Origin of the sequence: Corallococcus sp. AB030, from assembly GCF_003668965.1 — a bacterium.
Classification (GTDB): domain Bacteria; phylum Myxococcota; class Myxococcia; order Myxococcales; family Myxococcaceae; genus Corallococcus; species Corallococcus exiguus.
Map to the genome: position 1 here is coordinate 21,115 of NZ_RAWQ01000124.1, position 10,036 is coordinate 31,150.

At 71.3% G+C, this 10,036-nt stretch carries 8 protein-coding genes and 1 pseudogene; 5 read left to right on the top strand and 4 right to left on the bottom strand.

The window, feature by feature from the left end; all coding sequences use genetic code 11:
* Positions 1–3: 3 nt before the first annotated feature.
* Entirely contained in the window at positions 4–1,833 is a 1,830-nt protein-coding gene (locus D7Y15_RS26520) for a M56 family metallopeptidase (RefSeq protein WP_121754319.1), read from the bottom strand.
* On the bottom strand, positions 1,830–2,216 hold the full coding sequence (locus D7Y15_RS26525; RefSeq protein WP_120578354.1) for a BlaI/MecI/CopY family transcriptional regulator: 387 nt from the start codon (positions 2,214–2,216) through the stop codon (positions 1,830–1,832). Before D7Y15_RS26525 ends, D7Y15_RS26520 begins: the two co-directional genes overlap by 4 nt.
* Positions 2,217–2,450: 234 nt before the next feature.
* Here D7Y15_RS26525 and D7Y15_RS26530 point away from each other — a divergent pair, with 234 nt between their 5' ends.
* The 4 genes from D7Y15_RS26530 to D7Y15_RS26545 all read left to right on the top strand — a co-directional run bounded on the left by D7Y15_RS26530 (position 2,451) and on the right by D7Y15_RS26545 (position 6,442).
* Entirely contained in the window at positions 2,451–3,590 is a 1,140-nt protein-coding gene (locus D7Y15_RS26530) for a glycosyltransferase (RefSeq protein ID WP_121754320.1), read from the top strand.
* On the top strand, positions 3,587–4,657 hold the full coding sequence (locus tag D7Y15_RS26535) for a glycosyltransferase (RefSeq protein WP_121754321.1): 1,071 nt from the start codon (positions 3,587–3,589) through the stop codon (positions 4,655–4,657). The genes D7Y15_RS26530 and D7Y15_RS26535 overlap by 4 nt, the downstream gene beginning before the upstream one ends.
* A 67-nt stretch (positions 4,658–4,724) precedes the next feature.
* Positions 4,725–5,099, top strand: a complete 375-nt coding sequence (locus tag D7Y15_RS26540; protein WP_120578351.1) for a DUF2256 and DUF3253 domain-containing protein — start codon at positions 4,725–4,727, stop codon at positions 5,097–5,099.
* An 80-nt stretch (positions 5,100–5,179) separates the two neighbouring features.
* The gene (locus D7Y15_RS26545) at positions 5,180–6,442 is read left to right on the top strand and encodes a trans-acting enoyl reductase family protein (protein WP_121754322.1); all 1,263 of its coding nucleotides are present in this window, start codon (positions 5,180–5,182) and stop codon (positions 6,440–6,442) included.
* Between the two features lie 16 nt (positions 6,443–6,458).
* Here the strand turns inward: D7Y15_RS26545 and D7Y15_RS26550 are convergent.
* Positions 6,459–7,454, bottom strand: a pseudogene (locus D7Y15_RS26550) (bifunctional methionine sulfoxide reductase B/A protein); the annotation flags it as partial.
* Positions 7,455–7,835: 381 nt separating this feature from the next.
* On the opposite strand from D7Y15_RS26550, the gene D7Y15_RS26555 reads away from it, so the two are divergent.
* Entirely contained in the window at positions 7,836–8,171 is a 336-nt protein-coding gene (locus tag D7Y15_RS26555) for a hypothetical protein (protein WP_126932748.1), read from the top strand.
* Positions 8,172–8,413: 242 nt separating this feature from the next.
* Here D7Y15_RS26555 and D7Y15_RS26560 read toward each other — a convergent pair whose 3' ends face one another.
* Positions 8,414–9,919, bottom strand: a complete 1,506-nt coding sequence (locus D7Y15_RS26560; protein WP_158624464.1) for an FG-GAP-like repeat-containing protein — start codon at positions 9,917–9,919, stop codon at positions 8,414–8,416.
* Positions 9,920–10,036: the final 117 nt, after the last annotated feature.

Here is a 10,036-nt window from a genome sequence, read left to right on the forward strand (position 1 = left end):
GGGTTACTTCCGGGACTTCTGCATGCGGCGGATGAAGTCCGCGTCCACGCCGCCGGCGCGCAGGCGCACCAGCTCATCCACGGTGGCGGGCTTCACGCCCGCGGCTTCCAGTTCGCGCAGGTAGCTGGAGTCGACGCCCAGCGCACGGAGCTGCACGGCTTCATCCAGGCTCAGCTTCCCGAAGCCCGCGGCCTTCAGTTCGTTGAGCCACGCGGCGTTGATGCCCAGCGCCTTCGCGGACAGCAGGTCGTCGGAGTCCTCCTTGTCGAAGCCCAGGGCGGCCATCTGCCCCAGCCACTCCGGCGTGACGCCCAGGTGCTTCATGGCCACCAGCTGCTCGGCGGGGATGGAGCGGCCGAAGCGGTCCGTCATGGACTTCGCGTAGTCCGGCGTGACGCCTGCGTGCTGGAAGCCCACCAGCGTGTCCACCGTGGGCTCGTAGCCCATGGCGGTGATGCGGTCGACGACCTCCGGCGTGACGCCCGCGATCTTCAGCGCGACCAGCTGGTCCACGCTCAGCGGATCCACGCCCACGCGGGTCTTCTCGTCGGCATCGTCCGACTCCTTGCTCGCCGCGCGGGCCTTCTCCTTCGGGGACGGCGCGGGGTTCGGAGCTGGCGCGACGACCGGGGCGGGAGCGGGGTTCGGAGCAGGGGGCGCCGCGACGACCGCGAGCACCGGAGCCGCGACCGGCGCGGGCACGGAGACGTGGAGACGGGGCGTGGCGCTGACGACAGGAGACGCCAGGGCCTTCGTCTCCGGCGCCTTCACAGGCTGCACGGCGAGCGCCGTCAGCGGCACCGCCAGCGCCAGACTGCTGGCCAGCGTGACAATGGAGACCCCCGCCGCCCAGCGCGACGAGCACCGTGACGTGGGCGCCACCACCAGCCGCCGCACGCGGTCCTTCAGCGAACCGCCCAGCGCGGACAGCGCGGGACCGCTGGCGTCCATGCCCTGCAACCGCAGCGCTTCCAGCGCGGTGAGCGCTCGGGCGTAGGGGAGGGCGCCGGGGCCATGGCGCACCGCGAGGTCGTCACAGCAGTTCTCGCGCTCCACGCGGATGACCTGGGACATCCACCACACGGCCGGGTGGTAGAAGAGCAGCGTCTCCACCAGCGTCTGCACCATGTTCACCGCGAAGTCGTGACGGCGGATGTGGGCCAGTTCGTGGGCCAGCACCAGCTCCAGCTCTCGCACGGCCAGCCCGGTGAGCGTGGCGGTGGGGACCAGCACCACCGGCTTCAGCCAGCCCAGCGTGGACGGCACATCCAACTTCGACGACACCAGCAGGCGCACTGGACGCGTGAGGTTCAGCCGCCGCGCCAGCACCTCCAGCCGCTGCTGCCATTCCCACGACGCGTGCACCGCCTCGTCCACCTGCCGGCGCAGCCCCATCCAGCCCTTGAGCAGGCGCAGCGACGACGCCGCCACACCCAGGCCCCACGCCAGCACCAGCCAGGGCAGGTGCTCGCCTACCTGTTGGAACACGCCGTCCAGCCGGGGCAGCGTCGCGGTCTCCTTCAGGTGACGCGGAGCGGGCAGCTGCGTCAGCGCGGATGTTACCGGGGCCGCCATGGGCGTCACGGTCCGCGGGACGGACGCCGTGCTCACTGCGGGACGGGACTCCACCGCGCGCGAGGCATGCCGCCACGCGGTGGCCACCGGCAGCGCCAGCATGATGCCCAGCGCGCCGCACGCCAGCGCGTAGCGCAGGTTCGCCGAACGACGGCCCACCCACCGGAGCGCCAGCGCCAGGGCCACCGCCACGAGCGCGCCCTGCCACACCAGGTGCACGAGCGCCCAACCCACCGCTTCCAGGATGAGACCGTTCATGACTCCGACTCCTTCTCGAGCGAATCCAGCAGCTGGCGCAGCTCCGCCAGCTCCTCCGGGGACGTCTTCTTCGTGGACAGGGCCTGCAGGGCGAGCCGCGCCGGGGAGCCGCCGAACACGCGGTCCATCAGGTCGGTGACCAGCTGCTGCTGGGTGCTCTCCCGGGGGAGCCGGGCGCTGTAGACGTGCGCGCGCTGGGACTCGTCGCGCGTCACCAGCCCCTTCTCCGTCATGATCTGCATCGTCTTCAGGACGGTCGTGTAGCCGCTCCCGTCCTGGAGTGTCTCGTGGACCTCGCGCACCGTGCGCGAGCCCCCGTCCCACAGCACCCGCAGGATGGCCAGCTCGGCATCCGTGGGTCGCGGCAGCTTTCCTCGGCTCATGGCTTCCTCTCTCCTCACCGCTTCCTACGCATAGTTATACGAACGATTTCGTAGGTGTCAACGAAGCCCTTCGTACTTCGCGAACAAGGGACCCTGGAGGGAGGGGAAAGGGCGTCCCCGAGGGCTGACGCCCAGACAAGCCATCAGGGAGGGGTGAACCGGACGGCGGGGTGTTTACCGTTTTCCCGACCGGGCCATGGCCACGCGGCGGGGAGCCCGAGGAGTCGTCCATCGATGCGTGTCATCCTCTTCTGTCATTCCCTGCTGTCGGACTGGAACCATGGTGACGCCCACTTCCTGCGCGGGGTGGTGACGGAGCTGGCCGCGCGAGGCCACTCCGTGCGTGTGTTCGAACCCGAGGACTCAGGGAGCTTCCAGTGCCTCTTGGAGGAGCCCCACGGCGTGGCCGCGCTCAACGAGGTCCGCGCCCTCTATCCGCACGTGCGTCCGGAGCGGTACGCGCCCGACACGCTGGACCTGGAGGCCGTGCTCGATGGCGCGGACCTGGTGCTGGTGCACGCCTGGACGCCGCCGGACCTGGTGCGCCGTATCGGAGTGCACCGCCGTGACGGCGGCCGCTTCCGCCTCCTCTTCCACGACACCTTCCACCGGAGCGTGAGCGCGCCGGAGGTGATGGCCGGCTACGATCTGTCCCGGTACGACGGGGTGCTTGCCTCCGGAGACGTGCTCCGGGACCTCTACCTGGAGCGGGGCTGGGCGCGGCGGGCGTGGACCTGGCACGAGGCCGCCGACGTGCGCGTGTTCCACCCGCACCCGCGCAACCGCGAGGTGCGCGACCTGGTCTGGGTTGGCAACTGGGGGGACGACGAGCGCACGAAGGAGCTGCAGGAGTTCCTCGTGGAGCCGGTGCACGAGCTGGGCCTCACCGCGCGGGTGCACGGCGTGCGCTATCCGGTCCCCGCCCTGCGAGCCCTCTTCGACGCCGGCATCGAGTACGCCGGCTGGCTGCCCAACCACCGCGTGCCCCTGGCCTTCTCCCAGGCGCGCGTCACCGTGCACATCCCCCGGCGGCCCTACGCCACGCTGCTGCCCGGCGTCCCCACCATCCGCCCCTTCGAGGCGCTGGCGTGCGGAATCCCGCTGGTGTCCGCTCCGTGGGAGGACTCGGACGGGCTCTTCACCGCGGGGAAGGACTACCTCGTCGCCCGGGACGGGGCGCAGATGCGGCGCCACCTGTCCGCGCTGGTCGCGGACGCGGAGATGCGGCACGCCTTCGCGGAAGCCGGCCTGCGCACGGTACTGTCGCGGCATACCTGCGCGCACCGGGTGGAGGCGCTGCTCGTCTTCTGTCAGGAGCTGGGGATGTCCGGCGACGTCCTCCACCCGCTGTCCTCGGAAAGAGTCCTCGCATGAGCCGTGGCCTGCGCTTCGCCTTCTTCGGTTCCAGCCTCGTGTCCACCTGGTGGAACGGCGCGGCCACCTACTACCGGGGCCTGCTGCGCGCCCTGCATGCGCGCGGACACCAGGTCGCCTTCTATGAACCGGATGCCTCCGGCCGGCAGGAGCACCGCGACCTCCAGGGACCGGACCAGGCACGCGTCGTCGTCTATTCCAACAACCTGGGCTCGGTGGACGAGTGCCTGGACGACGCCTTCGGTGTCGACGTGGTGGTGAAGGCCAGTGGCGTGGGCGCCCTCGACGCGTATCTGGATGCGCGAGTGCTGGAGTTGCGCCGCTCCGGCACGCAGGTGGTGTTCTGGGACATGAGCGCGCCCGCCACGCTGGAGCACGTGGCGAAGGATGCCCACCATCTCTTCCGTCAGCTCATCCCGCGCTTCGACCACATCCTCACGTCCGGCGGCGGCGCGCCGGTGGTGAACGCGTACCGCGAGCTGGGCGCGAAGCATTGTGTGGCCATCCACCCCGCGGTGGATCCGGACACGCACCGCCCCGTGGCGCCTGAGTCGCGTTTCGCCTGCGACCTGGCCTTCCTGGGCAACCGGTTGCCGGACCGAGAGGCGCGCGTGGAGGCCTGCTTCTTCAAGGTCGCGGAGTCGCTGCCCCGCTCGCGCATGCTCCTGGGCGGCAACGGTTGGGAGGAACGCGTCGTGCCCTCCAACGTCGGGCGCCTGGGCCACGTCTACACGCAGGACCACAACGCGGTGAACAGCTCGGCGCGCGCGGTGCTCAACCTGCACCGCGACAGCATGGCGCGCTTCGGCTTCTCACCGTCCCCGCGCGTGTTCGAGGCCGCGGGCGCGGGAGCCTGCCTCATCACCGACGCCTTCGAGGGCGTGGAGCAATTCCTGGAGCCCGGCCGCGAGGTCCTGGTGGCCCGCTCCGGTGAAGAGGTCGCCGAGCACGTGAAGCGCCTCACCCCGGAAGACGCCCGGCGCATGGGACAGGCCGCGCTCCGGCGCGTGCTGGCCGAGCACACGTACGCGCACCGCGCCGTGGAGGTGGAGGCGGCGCTGGGCTGACGCATCCCGGTCATCGACGTCGGCGGGGGTTGAATCCCGGCGTGGCGGGACGCATCGATGGGAGTGCATGACGTCCCCTCCGCCTCCCAAGCCCTGCGCCGTCTGCGGCCGCGCCATCACCTGGCGCCGCAAGTGGGCGCGCGACTGGGAACAGGTGCGGTACTGCTCGGGGGCATGCCGGGGGACGCGGACCCAGGCGCGGGACTCCCCGTGGGAGGCGCGCATCCTGGAGTTGCTCTCCCAGCGGGCAGGCGGCGCCACCGTGTGCCCCTCCGAGGTCGCCCGCGCGTCCGGCGGCGAGGACTGGCGTGCGTGCATGGAGCCCGTGCGCGAGGCGGCGCGCAGGCTCGTGGCTCGCGGCGTGCTGGACATCGTCCAGGGGGGCAGGGTGGTGGAGCCCTCCACCGCGCGCGGGCCCATCCGGTTGCGCCTGCGCGCCTGATGTGGTGCCCCGCACAGGGCGTTCACGGGCCGTGGAATCGCGCTTGCGCTCACATGGAGGGTCCGGCTACGCGCCGCCCCATGGCCCACGACAAGAAGCCCGCGTTCGACATCATCCTGTGGGGCGCCACGGGATTCACCGGCCGCCTGGTGGCGGAGTACCTGGCTCGCAACCAGGAGACGCACCGCGCGAAGTGGGCCATCGCCGGGCGTGACGAGGCGAAGCTGGATCAGGTCCGCTCGGAGCTGGTGAAGGTGCGGCCGGAGTTCGCGGACCTGCCGGTGGTGCTCGCGGACGCGAAGGACGCGGCCTCGCTGGACGCGATGGTGGCGCGCACGCGCGTCATCATCTCCACCGTGGGCCCCTATGCCCGCTACGGCAACGAGCTGGTCGACGCCTGCGTCCGCGCCGGCACGGACTACTGCGACCTGACGGGCGAGGTGCAGTTCATGCGCAGGACCATCGACGCCCACGACGCGCGGGCGCGCGAGACGGGCGCCCGCATCGTGCACACCTGCGGCTTCGACTCCATCCCCTCCGACCTGGGCACGCTGATGGTCCAGGACTACATGCGTGAGAAGCACGGCGGCCACTGCGACCAGGTGCGCTTCCACCTGACGCGCATGCGCGGCGGCTTCAGCGGCGGCACCATCGCCAGCATGATGGACACCCTGGCGGCGGTGAAGGCGGAGCCGGCCCTCAAGAAGGTGCTGACCAGCGCCCACGCGTTGGACCCTGAGCCCTCCCGAGGCACGAAGGAGGAGCGCGACCTGGCCACGGTGAAGAAGAGCCCGGACACGGGCACGTGGACCGCGCCCTTCGTGATGGCCTCCGTCAACACGCGCGTCGTGCGGCGCTCCAACGCGCTCTTGGGCTACCCGTGGGGCCGAGACTTCTTCTACTCGGAGGTCTCCGACTTCGGTCCCGGGCCCAAGGGCCTGGCGCTCGCCGCGGCGACCACCGCGGGGCTGGGCGGGTTCATGCTCCTGTCGAACGTGGACCCCGCGCGGGAGCTGTTGGAGAAGCACGTGCTGCCCGCGCCGGGCGAGGGCCCGTCCGCCACCGTGCGTGAGCGCGGCCTCTTCGAGGTGCGGCTCCTGGGCGAGGGCCACTCGCCCAAGAGCGGCCAGCGCGTGAAGGTGGAGGGCAAGGTCGCGTCGAAGGGCGACCCGGGCTACGCGGCCACGGCGCGCATGCTCGCGGAGTCCGCGCTGTGCCTCGCCTTCGACACCATCCCCAAGCGGGGCGGCATCCTCACCCCCGCGTCCGCCATGGGCATGGTGCTGGTGGAGCGCCTGCGCAAGGCGGGCATGACGTTCGAAGTGCACGACCGCGCCGCGTGAGGGCGCGGCGGGGCTCTCAGTCGCGCAGGTAGTGGCAGGTGTAGCCGCCGGGGTTCTTCACCAGGTAGTCCTGGTGGTAGCCCTCGGCGGGCACCCACTCGCTGGCGGCGGTGATTTGCGTGACGACGGGCCGGGACCACTTGCCGGACTTGTCCACGCGGGCCTTCACCGCTTCCGCCGTCCGGCGCTGCGCGTCCGACAGGTAGAAGATGGCGGAGCGGTACTGCGAGCCCACGTCGTTGCCCTGGCGGTTGAGGGTCGTCGGGTCGTGCATGCGGAAGAACCACTGCTCCAGCAGCGCCTCGTAAGTCAGCAGCTTCGGGTTGAAGACGACGCGCACAGCCTCCGCGTGCCCCGTCTCCCCGGTGTGCACGTCCTCGTAGGTCGCGTCCTTCTTCGAGCCGCCCGTGTAGCCGGCCTCCGTGTCGATGACGCCCGGGATCTTCCGGAGGATGTCCTCCATGCCCCAGAAGCACCCGCCCGCCAGGTACGCCGTCTCGCGAGTGGCCTCCGTGGGGACCGTCGCCTTCGCCAGCACGACGGCGCCCGCGGCGGGGGCGAGCGCGCCCTGGGGTCCGCTCGGGGCCGCGCGGCCGAAGGAGGGCAGCCACTTGCCATAGCCCTTCGCGGCCAGCTCATTCACGGGGATGAAGCGCAGCGACGCGGAGTTGATGCAGTAGCGCAAACCCGTGGGCTTGGGCCCGTCCTCGAAGAGGTGGCCCAGGTGCGAGTCGCCGTCCTTCGAGCGAACCTCCACGCGCTCCATGCCCAGGGTGCTGTCGCGCTTCTCCACCACGTGGGCCTTGTCCAGGGGGCGGATGAAGCTGGGCCAGCCGGTGCCGGACTCGAACTTGTCGCGCGAGGAGAACAGCGGCTCGCCGCTGACCACGTCGACGTAGAGCCCTTCATCGTGATTGTTCCAGTACGCGTTGCGGAAGGGCGGCTCGGTGGCCTCGTGCTGCGTCACCTGGTAGGCGAGGGGGGACAGGTTGCGCTTCAGCTCCGCGTCGGACGGCTTCGTGTACGCGCGGCCGTCCTGTGGCGGGGCGTACGCGGTGGCCGCGGGCTTCTCGCCGGGCGGAGCACCACGCGCTTCGGTGCACGCGCTCAGGGCGGCGGCCAGCACCAGCAGGGCGGGCCACAGCCGGTGCGCCACGGGCCGCGGGGTGGGAGACGGCACTGCACGGGCGGACGACATGGGTCGCGAAGCCTCCGGGCGCCGTCGGAAGAAAGGGCGCCATTCCAACTTACGCGCGACCCCGGGGAACGGTTACAGCGGGGCCACGATGGCCTGCCGGCCGGGCGGGCCTCTCCGTGGCTCGCCGGAGGGCCGGGCAGTGGCCGGCGGGGGGCTGGAGGCGCTACGGTTCTAGCGAAGACCGGGAGGGAACCGATGAGCCGGGAACGCGGGCCGCGAGGTCCAATCGGGCGGGTGACGGGCATCTCGCGCGCGGAAGGCGCCAGCGTCATCCTTCGCATCCGGGCCCTCCATAGCGTGGAAGGCGCCGCTCCGGTGGCGGAGCGCAACGCGCCCCAGCGCTCCTTCGCGGAGGTGATGGAACGCCAGGCACAGGGCCTGAACACCTCGGAGCCCCTTCCGTTTCCCGTGGCCCCCAAGCCCCTGCCGCCCCCCGCGCGCGGTCACGAAGACGAAGAGTTGATGACCGCGGAGCCTGCCCCCGACACCTTCGTCGGGCTCATGTGGTCCAAGCTGAAGCGCCCGCGCTGAAGCGCTCCAGGGAAGGCGCACCAGCCGGGCTGCTACCACCACGTCGCGGCGAGCTCGCCCAGGGACACGTAGTCCAGGCTCGCCACGTCGTTGGCTGAAGCGCTCACGCCGATGCGCTCCAGGAAGGACTTACCGGCCGGGCTGCTACCGCCACGTCGCGGCGAGCCTGCCCAGGGACACGCGGTCCAGGCTCGCCACGTCGTTGGCTGAAGCGCTCCAGGGAAGGCGCGCCGGCTGGACCGCTACCACCACGTCGCCGCGAGTCCGCCCAGGGACACGTAGTCCTGGCTCGCGGCATCGTTGGCGGAGTGGGGGTCCTCGGGGACGCTGAGCGTCCGCGTGGCGGTGATGCGGTAGGACAGGCCCACGCTGGAGCGAGGCAGCGGCGCGGAGAACCGCAGGAGGGCGGTGTCGCCCACGGCCATCGGTCCCACCTCGCACTGGAGCGTGCCGGCGGCCATGAGGCAGTCCCGGGTGCTGGCCTGGAGGCCCGGGGGCAGGGCCACGGTGATGACGGCCCGGTTCAGCGGATCCGGCCCGTGCTGCGTGACGGTAAGCGTGTAGTCGATGCGCGGCACGGACACACCCGGCCTGGGGACAGCGGTGAGCGTCACCTCCACGTCCGCGGAGGCCGCGGCCCGAAGCACGGACACGTCATGGCTCCGGGTGTTGGCGGTGACGACGTCCGGCTTCAGGTCGCCGTCGAGCAGGCCCACCGCGAGCGCCGCGGGGCCCTCGCCGGTGGCCAGGCGCGTGGGCGCGCCGAAGGAACCGTGGCCCTGGCCGGGCAGCAGGGACACGGTGTCCTCGTTGAAGTTCGCGGTGATGAGATCCGGCATCCCATCGCCGTTGAAGTCGCCGGCCGCGACGAAGTACGGCCCGCCCTTCACGGCGAAATCCACGCGCACGGGGAACGTACCGGCGCCTGTGCCGCGCAGCACGGACACGCTCTGGCCCCGGAAGTTCGCGGTGACCACGTCCAGCTTCCCGTCGTCATCCACGTCCACCACCGCGACGGAGTAGGGCGCGTTGCCCGTGGCGAAGTCCATGCGCGGCCGGAACGTCCCGTCCCCGTTGCCGAGCAGCACCGACACCGTGTCCACGAAGTTCGCGGTGACCAGGTCCGCCATCCCGTCGTGGTTGACGTCGGCCACCTTCACCGCGAATGGGTTGGTGCCGGCGTTGACATCCTTCTGATGCACGAACCGTCCGGAGCCCCGGTTCAACAGCACCGACACGGAGTCGTCGAGCGAGTTGGCCGTCACCACGTCCAGGCGTCCGTCGCCGTCCAGGTCGCCCACGTCCACGGCCGAGGGCTCCGCGCCCACGGAGTGGTCGGTCCGCGCGCCGAACGTCCCATCCCCGCGCCCCAGCAGCACGGACACCGTGCCTCCGAAGTGGCTGGTGACCGCGTCCAGGTGGCCATCCCCGTTGAAGTCCCCTACCGCGACCGCGCCGGGCAACGCCCCGGTGGGCCGCTCCATGCCGGGCGCGAACGTTCCGTCCCCCAGGCTCCGCAACACGGACACGGTGCCCGCGGTGTGGTTGGCCGTGATGACGTCCAGACGCCCGTCCTCGTCGAAGTCGCCCAGCGCCACGGCGCGAGGCCCCATCCCCGTGGGAGAGGCGCGAGGCGCGTCCAGCAGCGGCTGGGGTGCAGTGGCCGCCATCCGCGGCAGCGCCATGGCAATCAGCACCGCGGCGCTGAACAGCATCACTCCCGCATGGGCCATTCGTGGGTGTCTCATGTTCATCCCCCTCTTCATTCACGATTCACGGCCCTGAACCGGCAAGGCCGTATGAACACGGTTTCCGTGACATCCCCGTGTGGTGTTGAAGAAGTAAGAAGGGGCGCCGGGTGGGGC